This window comes from Shewanella sairae, assembly GCF_023283535.1.
In the GTDB taxonomy this organism is placed as follows: Bacteria; Pseudomonadota; Gammaproteobacteria; order Enterobacterales; family Shewanellaceae; genus Shewanella; species Shewanella sairae.
Window position 1 is genome coordinate 36,848 of record NZ_JAKILT010000025.1, and the last position, 17,240, is coordinate 54,087.

14 protein-coding genes are annotated in these 17,240 nt (G+C 43.5%); 12 read left to right on the top strand and 2 right to left on the bottom strand.

The window, feature by feature from the left end:
• Positions 1-25: 25 nt before the first annotated feature.
• The 9 genes from prfC (at position 26) to deoD (ending at position 10,560) form a co-directional block, all read left to right on the top strand.
• Complete coding sequence (gene prfC, locus L2748_RS11980; RefSeq protein WP_220780351.1) at positions 26-1,606, top strand: peptide chain release factor 3; 1,581 nt, start codon at positions 26-28, stop codon at positions 1,604-1,606.
• Between the two features lie 539 nt (positions 1,607-2,145).
• Positions 2,146-2,289 (top strand): hypothetical protein, encoded by a 144-nt coding sequence (locus L2748_RS11985; protein WP_220780350.1) that lies wholly within the window; start codon positions 2,146-2,148, stop codon positions 2,287-2,289.
• A gap of 14 nt (positions 2,290-2,303) precedes the next feature.
• Complete coding sequence (locus tag L2748_RS11990) at positions 2,304-3,068, top strand: TatD family hydrolase (protein ID WP_220780377.1); 765 nt, start codon at positions 2,304-2,306, stop codon at positions 3,066-3,068.
• Positions 3,069-3,247: 179 nt separating this feature from the next.
• Positions 3,248-4,507: a NupC/NupG family nucleoside CNT transporter gene (locus L2748_RS11995; RefSeq protein WP_220780349.1), complete on the top strand. Its 1,260-nt coding sequence runs from the start codon at positions 3,248-3,250 to the stop codon at positions 4,505-4,507.
• Positions 4,508-4,851: 344 nt separating this feature from the next.
• On the top strand, positions 4,852-5,688 hold the full coding sequence (locus tag L2748_RS12000) for a nucleoside-specific channel-forming Tsx family protein (protein WP_220780348.1): 837 nt from the start codon (positions 4,852-4,854) through the stop codon (positions 5,686-5,688).
• 564 nt (positions 5,689-6,252) lie between these two features.
• Entirely contained in the window at positions 6,253-7,026 is a 774-nt protein-coding gene (gene deoC / locus L2748_RS12005) for a deoxyribose-phosphate aldolase (RefSeq protein WP_220780347.1), read from the top strand.
• 162 nt (positions 7,027-7,188) lie between these two features.
• The gene (gene deoA, locus L2748_RS12010) at positions 7,189-8,520 is read left to right on the top strand and encodes a thymidine phosphorylase (protein ID WP_220780346.1); all 1,332 of its coding nucleotides are present in this window, start codon (positions 7,189-7,191) and stop codon (positions 8,518-8,520) included.
• 13 nt (positions 8,521-8,533) lie between these two features.
• On the top strand, positions 8,534-9,751 hold the full coding sequence (locus L2748_RS12015; protein WP_220780345.1) for a phosphopentomutase: 1,218 nt from the start codon (positions 8,534-8,536) through the stop codon (positions 9,749-9,751).
• Positions 9,752-9,849: 98 nt separating this feature from the next.
• Entirely contained in the window at positions 9,850-10,560 is a 711-nt protein-coding gene (gene deoD / locus L2748_RS12020) for a purine-nucleoside phosphorylase (protein ID WP_220761689.1), read from the top strand.
• A 194-nt stretch (positions 10,561-10,754) separates the two neighbouring features.
• Here the strand turns inward: deoD and L2748_RS12025 are convergent, their stop codons facing one another.
• Positions 10,755-12,110, bottom strand: a complete 1,356-nt coding sequence (locus L2748_RS12025; protein ID WP_246616116.1) for a YtjB family periplasmic protein — start codon at positions 12,108-12,110, stop codon at positions 10,755-10,757.
• Between the two features lie 42 nt (positions 12,111-12,152).
• On the opposite strand from L2748_RS12025, the gene serB reads away from it, so the two are divergent.
• Together serB and L2748_RS12035 are read left to right on the top strand one after the other, a co-directional pair.
• The gene (serB, locus tag L2748_RS12030; RefSeq protein ID WP_220780344.1) at positions 12,153-13,160 is read left to right on the top strand and encodes a phosphoserine phosphatase SerB; all 1,008 of its coding nucleotides are present in this window, start codon (positions 12,153-12,155) and stop codon (positions 13,158-13,160) included.
• 307 nt (positions 13,161-13,467) lie between these two features.
• Positions 13,468-14,376 carry an alpha/beta fold hydrolase gene (locus L2748_RS12035; protein ID WP_220780343.1) on the top strand — a complete coding sequence of 303 codons (909 nt, stop codon included), beginning with the start codon at positions 13,468-13,470 and terminating at the stop codon, positions 14,374-14,376.
• Positions 14,377-14,438: 62 nt separating this feature from the next.
• Here the strand turns inward: L2748_RS12035 and L2748_RS12040 are convergent, their stop codons facing one another.
• Entirely contained in the window at positions 14,439-15,053 is a 615-nt protein-coding gene (locus L2748_RS12040) for a response regulator transcription factor (protein WP_220780342.1), read from the bottom strand.
• A gap of 242 nt (positions 15,054-15,295) precedes the next feature.
• On the opposite strand from L2748_RS12040, the gene L2748_RS12045 reads away from it, so the two are divergent.
• Positions 15,296-17,086, top strand: a complete 1,791-nt coding sequence (locus L2748_RS12045) for a sensor histidine kinase (protein ID WP_246616115.1) — start codon at positions 15,296-15,298, stop codon at positions 17,084-17,086.
• Positions 17,087-17,240 lie beyond the last annotated feature (154 nt).

Sequence of the window (17,240 nt, forward strand, 5' to 3'; positions counted from 1 at the left end):
TAAACTCCCAGAATTACAGGTAAACATGTCAGGCTATAAAGTTGAGGTCGACAAACGTCGCACTTTCGCCATCATCTCTCACCCAGATGCGGGTAAAACCACCATTACTGAAAAAGTGCTTTTGTTCGGAAACGCGTTACAAAAAGCGGGTACCGTTAAAGGTAAAAAATCAGGTCAGCATGCTAAGTCTGACTGGATGGAGATGGAAAAAGATCGCGGGATCTCAATTACGACATCTGTGATGCAGTTTCCATACAATGATGCATTGGTTAACCTACTCGATACGCCTGGTCACGAAGACTTCTCTGAAGATACTTATCGTACACTAACAGCTGTAGACTCCTGTTTGATGGTTATTGACTCTGCTAAAGGTGTAGAGCAACGTACTATTAAGTTAATGGAAGTCACGCGTCTACGTGATACGCCAATTGTTACCTTCATGAACAAACTTGACCGTGATATTCGCGATCCAATCGAATTGATGGACGAAGTTGAAGAAGTACTAAACATTGCCTGTGCTCCTATTACTTGGCCTATTGGTGCGGGTAAAGAGTTTAAAGGGGTTTACCACTTACTGCGTGATGAAGTGATTCTTTACCAAAATGGTATGGGTCATACCATTCAAGATTCTCGCATCATCAAGGGGCTACATAACCCAGAGCTTGATGAAGCAATTGGTAGCTACGCTGCTGATATTCGAGATGAAATGGAGCTGGTAGTTGGTGCATCGCACGAATTTGACCGCGAGCTATTCCTAAAAGGTGAACTTACGCCAGTTTATTTCGGTACTGCATTAGGTAACTTTGGTGTTGACCACATTCTTGACGGTATCGTTGAGTGGGCACCAACGCCGCAGCCTCGTGAAACTGAAGCACGTGACGTTCAACCTGAAGAAGAAAAATTCAGTGGCTTTGTATTTAAGATCCAAGCAAACATGGATCCTAAACACCGTGACCGTGTAGCCTTTATGCGCATTTGTTCTGGCCGTTATGAGCAGGGCATGAAAATGCACCACGTACGTCTAGGTAAAGACGTTAATGTGAGCGATGCGTTAACCTTCATGGCTGGTGACCGTAACCGCGCTGAAGCGGCATATCCTGGTGATATTATTGGTTTACATAACCACGGTACTATCCGTATTGGCGATACGTTCACTCAAGGTGAAAAGTTACGTTATACCGGCGTACCAAACTTTGCGCCAGAAATGTTCCGCCGTATTCGCTTAAAAGATCCGCTAAAACAAAAGCAATTGCTTAAAGGCCTAGTACAGTTATCTGAAGAAGGTGCGGTACAGGTATTTAGACCATTAGATAGCAACGACTTGATTGTTGGCGCCGTTGGTGTGCTGCAGTTTGAGGTGGTTGTAGGCCGTCTAAAGACTGAATACAAAGTTGAAGCGATTTACGAAGCGATTAGTGTTGCGACTGCGCGTTGGGTTTATTGTAATGATCACAAGAAGCTTGATGAGTTCAAGCGTAAGTGCAGCATGAACTTAGCATTGGATGGTGGCGATAATTTAACCTATATTGCGCCGACTATGGTTAACCTTAACCTTTCGATGGAACGTTATCCTGATATTGAGTTTGCCAAAACACGCGAAAACTAATATCGGTTAAAGTAACTGATTAGCTTATAGCTAACTCCATTAAACCCCAAGCATCTGCTTGGGGTTTTGTTTTTTTAGACTGTGTCGATTGCAATTATTTTAATACTGTTCATTGCAACATCGCTCTTCTCGCTTAGTTAGCCTAGCTGTGAGGTGCTTTCTATACCCATTAGTTTAGCTAAGCAGCCTATAATGCTGTTATGTTATTATACCAATTAGTATAAAGATTTGGTCGCTCAGCGAGAATTTAGCGGCACTGAGACAAGGCAACGAGTGAAGAGCATAGTGATTCTACGTTCAAGCTTGTTAACGCAGTATCAGAGCCGCTAAAACTCGCCATTCTGGAGCGCTTTTGGCTGCCTACTTCTGTGTTGAATAACTTCACAAGGGAGTAACCATTCTTTCAGTTATTCGCCTTGAATTAGTTTGCCAAAATCGCTCTGAGTAGATCAACTTCTTATACTAATTGGTATTAATGGTCAGTTCTTCGCTAAGGAAATTAATGAAGTTCGTAAAACTATATCGACTGGTGTGACAGTATGGGATTAACCCTTGAAAACCGCCGTAGCTGCGCTCCAATGCTTGCAGAGCCAGAAAGCTCACTATCTCAAGAGAGTGAAAAGCTTTGTAATGTTGAAAACGCGAAGAACCAACAACTAGAGGTTAGCAAGAGACGCTTATGAATAAGCTGCAGACGATGATAGATAGCCATGCTCACCTTGATTTTGCGGATTTTGATACTGATAGAGGACAGTTGCTACAACAGATGCACCGCTCCGGCATATCAAACGTTATTATCCCTAGTGTATCTGAAGCACAATGGGATAATCAGATTAGCATTGCCCTGCAGCATAATTGTTTTTATGCGTTAGGCATTCATCCTTGGCATTGCGAGGAGGCTTCTAAAACGACACTGGCGACTTTAAGGCAGATGTTACAAAAATATGCAGGAAAGCAGGGCTTAGTGGCAGTTGGCGAGTGTGGCTTAGATAAATTACATAAAAGTAATTTTGCTACTCAAATGATACTTTTTGAAGGACAAATCGCATTAGCGAAAGAGTTTGATTTACCACTTATTATACACGCTGTTAGGGCACACGAAGACGTTCTTCGATGTTTAAACAATCAGGATGTTAGACGTAAAGGTGTCATTCATGGTTTTTATGGTGGTCCACAATTAGCGGCTCAGTATGTGAAATTAGGTTATAAACTGGGGGTTGGTGGGCTATTGCTCAATGATAATGCGCCAAAGTTGCAACAAACGGTTGCGGAGTTACCGCTAGAGTCTTTCATTTTGGAAACAGATTCACCTGCTATGACGCCGAAAAACAGCCTAAATAGTCGTAATACACCACTGATTTTGCCTGAAGTCCTGCAAAAAATGGCTGATTTACAAAAAAAATCTACCGTTCTAGTTTCAGAACAGATGTTTTATAACGTCGCGCAACTCTTTGACCTTTAATTTTTTTCTGCTTAAACAGATGTTTGTCGCATCATAATTTCCAACCAAATCATTGAAATAAAACCTCAAAAACTTGATCAATACGACGCTTTTACTAGCTTGGTCGGGTATAATCAAAGCCGTAAAAAAAGGTTGGTTAACAACATAATTAAAAAGTATTAACAATAGGGTGATGGTTAATGGATATTTTAATGAGTTTAGTAGGGGTGGTCACCTTACTTGCGATAGCTTTCGGGTTATCAAACAATAAAAAAGCAATTAACAAGCGTACTGTTTTTGGTGCGTTGGCAATCCAAGCCGCTTTAGGTGGTTTTGTATTGGCAGTTCCAGTTGGTAAAGACATTCTTCAAGGTATGTCAGATGCAGTATCTAGTGTTATTGGATACGCGCAAAACGGTATTGGTTTCTTATTCGGTGATTTAGCTAACTTTAAAGTTGGCTTTATTTTTGCCGTTAACGTACTACCTGTCATCGTTTTCTTCTCTTCTTTAATCGCAGTTCTTTACTACTTAGGCATCATGCAGTGGGTCATCCGTATTATCGGTGGTGGTCTACAAAAAGCATTAGGTACTAGCCGCACAGAATCTATGTCTGCAACTGCTAACATCTTCGTTGGTCAAACTGAAGCACCACTAGTTGTGCGTCCGTTTATCGCGACTATGACTAACTCAGAGCTATTTGCAATCATGGTGGGTGGTCTTGCATCTATCGCCGGTTCTGTATTAGCGGGTTACGCGCAGATGGGTGTACCTATCGAGTACTTAGTTGCCGCTTCATTCATGGCTGCACCAGCTGGTCTATTAATGGCTAAGCTAATGCATCCTGAAACTGAAGAAGCTAAGAACGACATGAGCGACTTACCAGAAGATCCTGATAAGCCAGCTAACGTTCTTGATGCAGCTGCAGCAGGTGCTTCATCTGGTATGCACTTAGCATTAAACGTTGGTGCGATGCTGTTAGCATTCGTAGGTTTAATCGCTATGATCAACGGCATTATCGGTGGTGTTGGTGGATGGTTCGGAATGGAAGGCCTAACTCTAGAATTAATTCTAGGTTACATCTTCATGCCTCTAGCATTCCTTATCGGTGTGCCTTGGAACGAAGCGCTTGTTGCTGGTTCATTCATCGGTCAGAAGATCGTTGTTAACGAATTCGTAGCGTACTTGAACTTTGCTCCTTACCTAAAAGATATTGCAGATGGCGGTATGGTAGTTGCTGAAACTGGTGTGGCAATGACAGACCGTACTAAAGCGATTATCTCTTTCGCTCTATGTGGTTTCGCAAACTTATCTTCTATTGCGATTCTGCTTGGTGGTCTAGGTTCAATGGCGCCAAGTCGTCGTCATGACCTAGCTAAGCTTGGTGTTCGTGCGGTAATCGCCGGCTCTTTAGCTAACCTAATGAGTGCTACACTTGCTGGTTTATTCCTAGCATTGTAATACTCAGAAAGATTGGGTCGATATAGACCCAATCTTTGCTCAATTTGCATTCTTTAAGTTGAGCTGACTAATAAGTCAAACGTATTCCAAAATCGATGTTTTATGAAGTGATCAGTGACTATGGTTAGGGATTGCTTCGGCTTTAAAATGACAAAAAAGATGATTAGATAGTCGATTCTGTCACAAAATCATAAAGTTGTTTCAATGTTAAAACTTAGTGTTCGCATTTTTACATTAATCATGTTGAAGTTTGGCGGAAATTAAGTAAAATGCGCGCCATAAAAAAGAAACGCTGACTCTTCATAAAGAAGGGCGGCAAACCATAAAATAAAATGGGGTTGATGATGAAAAACGTTAAAACTTTCGCACTAGCAGCTACTGCTATCGCGGCAACTATGTCTGCACCTACATTCGCTGCTGACCGTACTGACCTACGCGCTGGCGACTACAGCTGGATGCAGTTCAACGCAATGTACGCTGTAAATGAACTTCCACGTGACGGTTCTACTGACAACGGTCATGATTACCTAGAAATGGAATTCGGCGGCCGTGCTGGTATCGTTGATCTATACGGTTATGTTGACGTATTCAACGTAACAAACCGTGACTACGGTGATAAAGGTGCAGGTAAAGGCGCAAGCAAACTATTCATGAAGTTTGCTCCACGTTTCTCTATCGATGCTATGACTGGCATGGACTTATCAGTTGGTCCAATCCAAGAAGTTTACTTCTCTACTCTATTCAACTGGGATGACCGTGTTGGCGAAGGCGTTAACTCTACATTCTGGGGTTTAGGTGCTGACGTTATGGTTCCTTGGTTAGGTAAGACTGGTATGAACGTATATGCATACTACGACCTAAATGCTAAAGAGTGGAACGGTTACCAATTCTCTATGAACTGGTTTAAGCCAGTTGTTAACTTCGATAACGGTACTTTCATCTCTTTCCAAGGTTATGTTGATTATCAGTTCGGTGCTGACGCGGTAGATGATGCTTTTGTACCTAAGACTACAAATGGTGGCGCAGCTTACTTCGGTCTTCACTGGCACTCAGACAACTACGCGCTTGGTTACGGTCTTAAAGGCTACAAAGATGTATACCTAGTTGAAGATGACGGCGGTATTGTTGGTCTAGAATCAACTGGTTTCGCACACTACTTCACAGCTACTTACAAGTTCTAAGCATCGCTTAGCATTTTGTAAATAGACGACAGAGCCGCGATATTCGCGGCTCTATCTTAAACTCAGTTTCCAGCGTTCAAGCTTTTAAATATAGATTGCAACTTACACGCGACTGTAATGTAAACCAGTTAATTTTTACCTAAGCTTCAGCTATATTGAATATGTTTATATTTGACGGCAGAAAATATAGTTTGTTTATGTAAGCATTAACGACTCATCACCAAACAAGATGAGCGATGTAAAATTAGTTAGATAAGATTTATTACGCGCTAAAACGGATTTTTCGCGGAAAGGCAGATATAAGTTGCAACACTCTCCCTTCCCGGTCTTCATGGATTCAAGTCGTGACATTAGTGTCAGGATAGATGGGCTTACAGTAAGCTCACAATGTTGGATACCTGAATAGTATTTTTATGTTGAGTGCGTTAAAAATGCACGAACATGTGATTCGGTCATGCCCGAAGACCCGGCCCAAAACGATAATCAAAATAAGCCAGTTCAAGGCATTGCCGTGCGACAATTTTCAGTTTTATTAATTATTTGAATCTTTCTCGGAGAGCTATTATGAGCGACTTAAAAAAAGCAGCACAACAAGCCATTAATCTAATGGATCTTACCACGCTTAATGACGACGATACTGATCAAAAGGTTATCGATCTTTGTCATAAAGCTAAGACGCCAGCTGGCGATACTGCTGCAATCTGTATTTACCCACGCTTCATTCCGATAGCGCGTAAAACACTAAACGAAATTTGTGGCGATGATATCAAAATTGCTACGGTAACTAACTTCCCACACGGCAACGACGACATTGCTATTGCTGTACTAGAAACTCGTGCAGCTGTTGCCTACGGCGCAGACGAAGTTGACGTTGTATTCCCATACCGTGCATTAATGGAAGGCAACGAAACTATTGGTTTCGAGCTAGTTAAAGCTTGTAAAGAAGCGTGTGGTGAAGATGCAATCCTTAAAGTGATCATTGAATCAGGTGTATTAGCCGATCCTGCACTAATCCGCAAAGCATCTGAGCTTTCTATCGATGCTGGTGCTGACTTCATCAAGACTTCTACTGGTAAAGTTGCCGTTAACGCAACACTAGAAGCCGCTGAAATTATGATGACTGTAATCAGTGAAAAGAATTCTAAAGTTGGTTTCAAGCCAGCCGGTGGGGTTAAAGATGCAGAAGCTGCAGCTGAGTTCTTAGGTGTCGCAGCTCGTCTTCTAGGTGATGATTGGGCTACTCCGGCTACATTCCGTTTTGGTGCTTCAAGCCTATTAACTAACCTACTGCACACGCTTGAGCTAGGTGACGCACCACAAGGTGCACAAGGTTACTAATCTTTACTGATTAAACTTGTCGTTAAGTGTGATCTAAATCTAATTAGGTGTATCAAAAGTTCGTTAGTATGTAACAATATTACGGCTTTTGATTCACTTTAGCAGAATGCTAACTAAAAGCTCTATTGAATAGAAACTAAGTTACACTCTTGGAGGTAGTACATGTTTTTAGCTCAAGAAATTATTCGTAAAAAACGTAATGCTGAAGTACTTTCGACCGCAGAAATCCAATTCTTCGTCAACGGTATCACCAACAATACTGTTTCAGAAGGTCAGATCGCAGCGCTAGGTATGGCGGTCTATTTCAATGACATGAACATGGATGAGCGTATTGCACTTACGACCGCAATGCGTGACTCTGGTACCGTGCTAAATTGGCAGTCACTGGACTTAAACGGTCCAATTATCGATAAACATTCAACTGGTGGTGTAGGGGATGTCATTAGTTTGATGTTAGGCCCTATGGCAGCAGCTTGTGGCGGTTATGTACCGATGATTTCAGGTCGTGGTCTAGGTCACACTGGCGGTACATTAGATAAGTTCGATGCTATTCCTGGCTACAACACCGAGCCTGATAGCGCTCTTTTCCGCAAAGTAGTAAAAGAAGCTGGCGTGGCAATTATTGGTCAAACTGGCGATCTTGTTCCTGCAGATAAACGCTTCTATTCAATTCGTGATAATACCGCAACTGTTGAGTCTATTTCTTTAATTACCGCTTCTATTCTTTCTAAAAAGCTTGCTGCTGGCCTTGATGCCCTTGCGATGGACGTCAAAGTAGGTACTGGCGCGTTTATGCCTACTTACGAAGCATCAGAAGAATTAGCACGCAGTATTACAGCGGTAGCGAATGGCGCAGGCACTAAGACGACGGCATTACTAACTGATATGAACCAAGTTTTGGCTTCATGTGCTGGTAACGCACTAGAAGTGAAAGAAGCGGTCGACTTTATGACTGGTGCTTATCGCAACCCACGTCTTTATGAAGTCACCATGGGCTTGTGTGCTGAAATGCTGGTATTAGGTGGCCTTGCTAGCAACGAGAGCGAAGCACGCACTAAGTTAAATGCTGTACTTGATAACGGTAAAGCGGCAGAGATATTTGGCCGTATGGTTTCAGGTTTAGGTGGTCCAGCTGATTTTGTAGAGAACTACAGCAAGTACCTACCTGATTCGCAAATTATTCGTCCAGTTTACGCTGATAGATCCGGCTTTGCAGCCGCGATGGATACTCGCGAACTTGGACTTGCAGTAGTAACACTTGGCGGTGGTCGTCGTAAGCCTGGCGATGCTCTCGACTACAGTGTCGGACTTTCTAAAGTCTGCGCACTAGGTGATGAGATAAACCCAGAGCAACCTATTGCATTTATTCACGCCCAATCTGAAAGCGCCTTTGCTGAAGCCGAAGCTGCAGTGAAAAAAGCGATCCGTATTGGCGACAGTAAACCAGAAGCAACTCCGGAAATATATCGTTATATCCGTGAGTCAGATCTGTAACGGAGCACCGTTTATGAAACGTACTATAATCATGATGCTGGATTCTTTCGGCGTTGGCGCAGCGCACGATGCCGAAGCTTTCGGTGATGTGGGTTCTAACACTTTTGGTCATATCGCAAAGGCGTGTGCCGAAGGTAAAGCAAATGATGGCCGTGAAGGTCCTCTAAAACTGCCGAATTTGGCGCGTTTAGGCCTGGGTCATGTATCTAAAGAAAGCACGGGCGAATTTCCTGCTGGCTTTGGTGATGATGTTGAAATTATTGGTGCTTATGGTCATGCTGATGAATTAAGCTCTGGTAAAGACACGCCAAGTGGTCACTGGGAAATGGCGGGTGTACCTGTTCTTTACGAATGGGGCTACTTTAGTGAGTTAACTAACTCATTTCCGCAAGAGTTGACCGACAAGATTTTAGCTCGTGCTGGTTTAACTGAGTTTCTAGGTAATTGCCACTCTTCAGGTACAGTGATTTTAGATCAGCTTGGCGAAGAGCATATGCGCACAGGTAAGCCTATTTTCTATACCTCTGCAGACTCGGTATTCCAGATCGCTTGTCATGAAGAAAGTTTTGGTCTTGAAAAATTATACGAGCTTTGCATTATTGCTCGTGAAGAGCTTGCTGATTACAATATTGGTCGTGTGATCGCGCGTCCATTTGTGGGAACTGGTCCTGGCAGCTTTGAGCGCACGGGCAACCGTCGTGATTATGCGGTTGAGCCGCCAGCACCAACGGTACTGGATAAGCTAAAAGCAGCCGGTGGTGAGGTGGTGAGTGTGGGTAAGATTGCCGACATTTACGCCCATTGTGGTATCACTAAGAAGGTGAAAGCGACCGGCCTAGAAGCGCTGTTTGATGCGACTTTAGAGCAAGTTAAGCTTGCTGGTGACAACACTATCGTATTCACTAACTTCGTTGATTTTGATTCACATTATGGCCACCGCCGTGATGTTGCTGGTTACGCTCGCAGTCTCGAGTACTTCGACTCGCGTCTACCTGAGATTTTAGCACTGCTTGATGAAGACGATTTCTTACTACTGACTGCAGACCACGGTTGTGACCCAACTTGGCCTGGTAGTGACCATACACGTGAGCGTGTACCGGTTCTTGCTTATGGCGCTGGTCTAGAAGCGGGCTCATTAGGGCGTCGTAACAGTTTTGCTGATATGGGCCAGTCTATCGCGAGCTATTTCAAGCTTGAGCCGATGGAATATGGCGAATCTTTTATTCGTTAAGCTGTAAATAAATTTGAATTTGGTGGCTCAAATTGAGCCACTAGCAAACAAGACTAAGTTGATACAACGGTCTAAAAATATAAATAGGGGTTATTCTGATGGCTACACCACACATCAATGCCGTAGACGGTGCATTTGGCGATACAGTTCTATTTCCAGGCGATCCACTACGCGCTAAGTACATTGCTGAAACTTTCCTAGAGAACGTTGAGCAAGTCACTGACGTACGTAACATGCTAGGTTTCACTGGTACTTACAAAGGCGTTCGTATCTCTGTTATGGGTTCAGGCATGGGTATCCCATCTTGCTCAATCTACGCGACTGAGTTGATCAAAGATTATGGTGTTAAGAACCTAATCCGCGTGGGTACTTGTGGCGCTATCAGCACTGACGTTAAAGTACGTGACGTGATCATCGGTATGGGTGCTTGTACTGATTCGCAAACTAACCGTTTGCGTTTCCGTGGCCAAGACTTCGCAGCTATCTGTGATTACGGTCTGCTAAGCGCAGTAGTTAAAGCTGCTGAAGCAAAAGGCACTAAGTACCGCGTAGGTAACGTTTTCTCTGCTGACCTATTCTACACGCCAGACCCAGAAATGTTTGACGTGATGGAAAAGATGGACGTACTAGGTGTCGAAATGGAAGCTGCTGGTCTATACGGCGTAGCTAAAGAGTTCGGTGCTAAAGCATTGTGTGTTGTAACTGTATCTGATCATATCCGTACAGGTGAAAAGACGACTTCTGACGAGCGTCAAACAACATTCAACGAAATGATTGAAATGACACTAGAAGCTGCTATTACTCTGTAATAGTTAACTTCGCAGCTTAAGCTGCAGTGTAAAAAAACGGACGCTCATGCGTCCGTTTTTGTTTTAAATAAACGAATAAAAGCGACTGCCTTATATAAAACCTAATAGCAGTCTTATTGCTGTGCGGCTAAACGTGATGATTGACTGATTATGATTCAGCCGCGTCGCCGTCAGTTTTAGTCACCGGGTTCAGGCTAGCCTTTGCTTGCTGCCGGCTTAGAACGCACACTAGTCGCTTTAGCTGTTGCCGGTTTCGCTCGAGGCTTAGCTTTCGGCTTGGCTTTTGGCTTAGCTCCTGCACTCGTGGCTTTTGTTTTTAAAGACGAGTCAGCTTGTATCTCATCACTAGCAGTTATTTCAGCCGACTCGGTCGTTGCTTTATTAACTGTTTTCGCTTTAGTCGATACCAGTTTTGCACGCGGCTTAGCTTTCGGTTTGGCTTTTGGCTTAGCTGCTGCAGTCGTGGTTTTTTCCCCTAAAGTCACGTCAGCTTGTAACGTTTCATTTGTGGCTGTCTCGCCTGCATCACTGGTTGATTCTTTAGCTGTATTGCCCCTAACTTCTGCAGTCTTAGGGTTTGATTTAACTGCTTCAGCTTGAACTGGCACAGGAGAAAGCTTTGCCGCAACAATATCTTGCTCATTATTCGCAGTTTCTGTAGTGACTTTGCTTTTAGTATTGTCACTTACAGTGTTGTCACTATCTAGGCTGTCGTCTAAGTTAGCATCTAGGTGATCGGATTTGATTACAGAACTTGTTTCTGCAATTGCTTCAGGCTTAAGAGTGCTGGCGGTACTCTGCGCCTGCATTGTCATAGAATCAGAGCTTTTAGCTTGTTTCTGCGACTCCGCAGCTTGTTTTTTGGCGGCTTTGGTTTCTGCTTTCGCTTTTTTCTTTGCTAATAATCTTCTAAGTTTTACTCTGGCTTTACGTCGATCAAAATCAGCACGTTTAAAGGAGAGTGCGCGAGATAGCAACATACCGATCAAACCCGCGATCAACAACATCATCTGTTGTTGCTCCATATTGATCTGATGCGCTTCTTTAATCTCATTAAAGAAGTATTTAGGCTCTAGACGTACTTCGACATAGCCTAAGTTTTTACCATCTTGAGACACGGCCTCAACATAAGGTGGGTATTGCTCAAGTATGGCGCTTAGCTCTGGAGATTCAGCATCTAAATCATCTTCAACAACGCTTTGTGCAAAAGACAGTCTGATGCCATCTTCACTGAAGATACTGGCTGACATGACCTTAGGGTCGAGCACAAGTGCTTGAGCAAGCCACTGCAGTTGCTCGTCATTTTCGAGTTGTAGCGCCGGTGCAGCCCCGTAAGCGGTCTGCTGAACCAGCAATCTTGCCATCTTTTCAGTTTGGGACTTTAGAAGCTGCTGCCCTTGTAGTAGGCTAGTTTCCCACAACTGGTCAAGACCGATGAATAATGCGATAGCAATCACGATCTGTAATAGCCGACTTATTCGATGGCTTTTTCTTAGGCCTTTTAAATAGAACACTGAAACCCTTAATATGTTGTGTACTGACTTAATCATAATTGATTCTGCCTGTACTCGGTAGCCGGAGAGTTATAACTAATGGAAAGTTCGAGTCAATCTACTGTTTTTGCTTGGTTAAACATTGAAAGTAGCACGTCTTTTATTGCTGAGAAACAACGATTCTCTCGTCACAATGAAGCAGATTACCCGCTAAACTTTTTCCGTTATCGAATTCTGTTTGCTGATCTGCAGCAAACGACTGATAGTTTACAACAAGCTGAGTTCAGCGAGGTAGAAAAATGGCTGTTGTCGCTTCACTTAGACCTTAGTTTGGCGATAATTAAGCGCGCGACTGGTTTATATTGCTTAGAGGTTTGTAGCGAACAAGCACTTTCTAACCAGCAGGTGATGCAAGTCAACGGAATTTCAAGCCTTGAATTATTCGAATTGTCGGCCAATACGCCTTTCTTAAATCAGCCGGGTTTATTGGTCATGGACATGGATTCTACGGCGATTGAAATTGAGTGTATCGATGAGCTCGCCGAGATGGCCGGTGTTGGTGCTGCGGTCAGTGAAGTCACAGAGCTTGCCATGCAAGGTGAGCTTGATTTTGAGCAAAGTTTACGTGCGCGTGTCGCCAAGCTTGAAGGTGCAGACGCACAAATCATTCAAACTTTATGCGATAAACTGCCGTTAATGCCTGGGCTAGAGCCTATGATTGCCGAGCTTAAAAGCCACGGTTGGCGCACGGTTGTAGCATCGGGGGGCTTTACTCCATTTGTGAATCATTTAAAGCAATTACTTGATTTAGATGCCGCTTTTGCTAACAAGCTAGACATTGATGCTGGCAGATTGCTTGGCAGCGTTTCTGGTCAAGTGGTCGATGCGCAATTTAAAGCCGATACAGTGCTTAACTGCGCCGAGCAATGGCAAATTCCGCAGGGACAAAGAGTGGCGATTGGTGATGGCGCTAATGATATCCCAATGATTGAAGTTGCTGACTTTGGTATTGCTTATCACGCTAAACCAAAACTCGCGCAAGCTGCCGATGTGCAAATTAGTAAGTTAGATCTTAAGACATTGCCGTATCTATTTCAGCAAAAGTAGATAGCAGTAATGAGGTGAGCGTTGCTGACGAGAGAGCACTTGACTGAGTAAAAACGTCATCCCAAAGTACGTTGATTTTCTATCTTATCAAATCAAGTCGTCACTTTTATCTAAAGCCTATAACGGATCTGTTATAGGCTTTTTTGTTTAAAAAAAGGGTTAGTGCATTGATTAAACTAGGCGATATTAAACGCGAGTGTTTAAACGATCTTAAGCTTGCACAAAGCTTAGGTTTAACTAGAGTTTTTACTCTTGTTTTTAGCGCGTTGTTTCAGTAGGTTATGGAAGAAAAACCAGAGAGTCCGGTTTGAATATTCAGCAAAAATCTTATTATGTCCCCTACAAACATGGTCATTTGCATTTAAGGCAAATTACACCTGTACAAGTTGATATGACTAAGCCGCCGGTATTGATGCTACATGGCGCAATGTCTAATGGGCGAGTGTTTTATAGTGAGTCTGGCAAGGGCTTAGGCTGCTATTTGGCTGATGCGGGCGTGGTTGTTTATGTGCTGGATACGCAAGGGCGTGGGCTGAGTGAGCCGAAACTGGCACGAGGTTTTACTGCAGGGCAAGGAGAGGTGATCCGCGAGCAATTACCTTTGATCCAGCAATATATTTTGTCGCTGCATCCAAACACTAAAACAGTTCATTGGTGCGCGCATTCTTGGGGCGGAGTGTTAATGGCCAGTGCCATTGCCCGATATGACAGCTTACAAAAGTCTGTTGCTTCATTAGTGACCTTTGGCAGTAAACGCCGTATTCAAGTCAAATCTGTGCAAAAGTGGTTGACGGTTAATCTGGTTTGGAATCAGTTAGCGCCGCTAATCGCTTGGAAAAGTGGTTACTTGCCGGCAGATAAATTAAAGATGGGCATGGATAACGAGTCTCGCTCCTCGTTAAGACAAACCATTGAATGGGTGAGAGGGCACTGGGTTGATAGCGATGATGGCTTTGATTATGCCAGCGCCGCTAAGCAAGCTGATTGGCCTAAATCTTGGTTTATTGCGGGTAAAGGAGACAAAGTATTAGGCAACCCGGCAGATGTACAAAGAATGATTCAAGAATGCCAAATTAAGCAAGTCGATTACACGCTATTGTCAAAAAAGCAGGGCTTTAAACATGACTATGATCATGGCGGCATGCTGACCCACAAAGATGCGGTTAATGATCACTTTCCCCGCATCAAAGATTGGTATCATAGTTTTAACGGTTAACGGTTAACGGTTAACGGTTAACGGTTAACGGTTTAATTGATAGCTAAAATTAATCGCTAAGCTTAATTAGGATTTTGCTGCGAAAGTAGCGGTGCGAGCTTAACCAGCTCAGCTAAGTTACTTACCCCGAGCTTGCTCATGAGTTTGGCGCGGTGCACTTCAATAGTGCGTATTGCGACACAAAGGTCATTCGCCATCTGTTTGTTGGTGTTGCCAGCAATGACTAACTCAAAAATCTGCGTTTCACGTTCAGACAAGGTGTTAATAAGCGCTTGGTGAGTTAATTTCCAATGTTGGCGCACACTGTATTCTAAGCCTTTAGCGATAGATTGGCTTAAGACGTTGCCTTGTACTGGCTTTTGGAAAAAGTCGAAAGCGCCATTTTTAAAGGCATCAACTGCCATTGGCACGTCACCGTGACCCGTTAAAAATATAACGGATAAAGGGCTTTTAGCGTCTGTGAGTAATTGTTGTACTTGTGGGCCGGTGAGCCCTGGCATTCTCGCATCCAAAATCACGCAGCCTGCTTGGCTTAAATCAACCTCGGCAAGAAACTTATCGCCACTATTAAAGCAGTTAAGCTTGTAACCATAACCGTCCATCAAGAAGCTAATAGAATCAATAATCGCTTCGTCATCATCGACTAAATAGACTGGCCCTTCAATTTTCTGCTCCACAAAACACCTTTATTTTAGCAATGCTTAAATGATTGATATCCCAGTTTGCAGCAATTAGCTAACTATTTTTCATAAAGCATGAATTGGGTCACGTAGCTAACTTAACAGCCTAGCGTAAGCTATTGCTAATCAATCTGCTTTAAATTTGTCACAGCGCTTTAGCGGATTTTTATATTTGAATTAGGCTGATAAAACCTATGTTCTATTGTGATTTAGCAGGCTATTAATTGAGTGTTAAGGGAATGAAATTGCCTAAGATTTTGTTGTGCCTATTTATTATTTGTTTTTCAACGAGTGCTTGGTGTAAGCCGCAGGAATTCTATGTTGGCGTGCTTGCTAACTGGGGGCATCAGCAAGCGGTCGAGCGCTGGACGCCGATGATGGAGTACCTAAATGAGCAGGTACCGCAGGCTGAGTTTCATGTATACCCAGGTAATTTTGAAGCGCTAAATCTGGCGATGGAGCTTGGGCAAATCCAGTTTATTATTACCAATCCTGGGCAATATCTTTATCTCTCTAATCAGTATCCGTTATCTTGGTTGGCAACCATGCGCTCTAAGCGTCATAACGGCACCACCACGGCAATTGGCTCAGCGATTATCGTTCGAGCGGATAGTGACTATCGCACCTTATATGATTTAAAAGGCAAAATAGTGGCTGCCAGCGATCCCCACGCTCTAGGGGGTTACCAAGCGACAGTTGGCTTAATGCATAGCTTAGGGATGGATCCTGAAACCTACTTTGGCCAAACCAAATTCTTAGGTTTTCCACTCGATCCATTGTTATATCAAGTGCGAGACGGCAATGTTGATGCGGCTATCACGCCTTTATGTACCTTAGAGGATATGGTTGAACGTGGCTTGATTCGGCGTGGTGATTACCGTGTATTGAATCCAAGTCGACCAGAGGGCATAGAGTGTCAATGCAGCACTAACCTGTATCCTAATTGGTCATTTGCAGCAAATGAAAGTGTGAGCACTGATTTGACCAAAGCCATTACCCAAGCCTTGCTGGATTTAACCCCTGATACCGAAGCGGCAATGAGTGCCCAGCTTAAAGGTTGGACTTCACCCATTAGCCAGTTAGCGGTTATTAAACTATTTAAAGATCTACATGTTAAGTCGCCAGATAGCAGCCGTTGGGACTCGGTTAAGCAGTGGCTTGAAGATAATCGTCACTGGGGTATTTTATCGGTTTTGGTGTTTACCATTGCCACGCTTTACCACCTGTGGATTGAGTATCGTTTTCATCAAAAAAGTAGCTCCTTAATTGAGTCAGAGCGACAACTCAAACAACAGGCTGTAGCACTAGAGCGCCTACAAAGCGCTTCGATAATTGGTGAGATTGGTGCAGGTCTTGCCCATGAAATAAATCAACCTATCGCCGCCATAACCAGTTATAGCGAGGGCGGTATCATGCGCTTGCAAGGACAAGACAAAGCCGATGTGCAAGCCTGTATTGAATTGCTAGAAAAGATCCATAAGCAATCAACCCGCGCGGGTGAGGTAGTGCACCGTATTCGCGGCCTGTTGCGACGTCGAGAGGCGGTGATGGTTGATGTCAATATTCTTACCTTGGTTGAAGAGAGCATCTCGCTGCTAAGAATTGAACTGACAAGAAGAGAAATACAAATTAACACCCACATTAAAGGAGAGCCGTTTTTTATTACTGCCGATAGAGTGGGGCTACTGCAGGTGCTAATTAACTTAATCAAAAACAGCTTAGATGCGATTGCTGATTCGGATAATGCACGCCAAGGTAAAATTCAAATCGATCTCGACTTTAAAGAGCACCAAGTTAATATCTCGATTGTCGATAATGGTCCGGGACTTGCGATGGAGGCCGATACTTTAATGGCGACTTTTTACACCACCAAAGTCGAGGGCTTAGGCCTTGGCTTAGCTATCTGTAATGAAGTGATAAAAGATCATGATGGCCGCTTTATGTTAGCTAATCGCAGCGACGGACAAACAGGCTGTGTAGCGACACTAAACCTTAAAAAGCGCGGTAGTGAGTTAGCTATCGAGCTATAAACGGCTAGCTGCTGTTAAAGTTATAAACTGCCAAACCTGCCGCTCATTTTCGTTGAAAGTGGGCGGTAATCAACAAAATAATCATCTTTTTACCGATATGTGGTTTACCACAATTTACAGATTTTAGTCGCTGTGTTGGCGCAAAATTGAACTG